The organism is Streptomyces sp. SID13726 (assembly GCF_010548375.1).
GTDB lineage: Bacteria > Actinomycetota > Actinomycetes > Streptomycetales > Streptomycetaceae > Streptomyces.
Window position 1 is genome coordinate 1 of record NZ_JAAGLY010000302.1, and the last position, 494, is coordinate 494.

Annotated in this window: 1 pseudogene; it reads left to right on the top strand. The window is 80.6% G+C overall.

Going from position 1 to position 494, the window contains the following annotated elements:
- Positions 1–86 precede the first annotated feature (86 nt).
- Positions 87–494: pseudogene (locus G3I78_RS47755) on the top strand (winged helix DNA-binding domain-containing protein); the annotation flags it as partial.

Sequence of the window (494 nt, forward strand, 5' to 3'; positions counted from 1 at the left end):
GGTCTGACCACCGCTGGGCGGGGAGGCGGCGAGGCGTGCCCGTGCCGGGCTGCGGCGGCGTGGGTAGGCGACCGTAGCCTGAGGCCGTGAACCCGACCACGGTCTCGCGGACCGACGTCCTCGCCGCGCGCTGGCACGCCCAGCAGCTCGACCAGGCGCCCGGCGCGGCCGCCTCCCCCGCCGACGTCGCGGTGCTCGACCTGGGCGTGCAGGACACCGGCCCCGACGGCGCGGCCTGGGCGCTCGCCGTGCGCGGCGCCCCGGCCGCGCGGCCGGGCACCCTGCCGCCCGACCTCGCCCTCGCGTGGACGCTGCGCGGCGCGCCGCACGTGTACCGGCGCGCGGACCTCGGCGACGTCGCGGTCGCGACCGCCCCGCTCTCGGAGGCCGACGCCGCGAAGCGCGTCTTCGACGCGAGCAAGCCCCTGCGCGCGGCGGGCGTCGCCGTGCTCGACGCGCTGCGCACCGAGGCACGGCTCGAGCGCGAGCTCGTC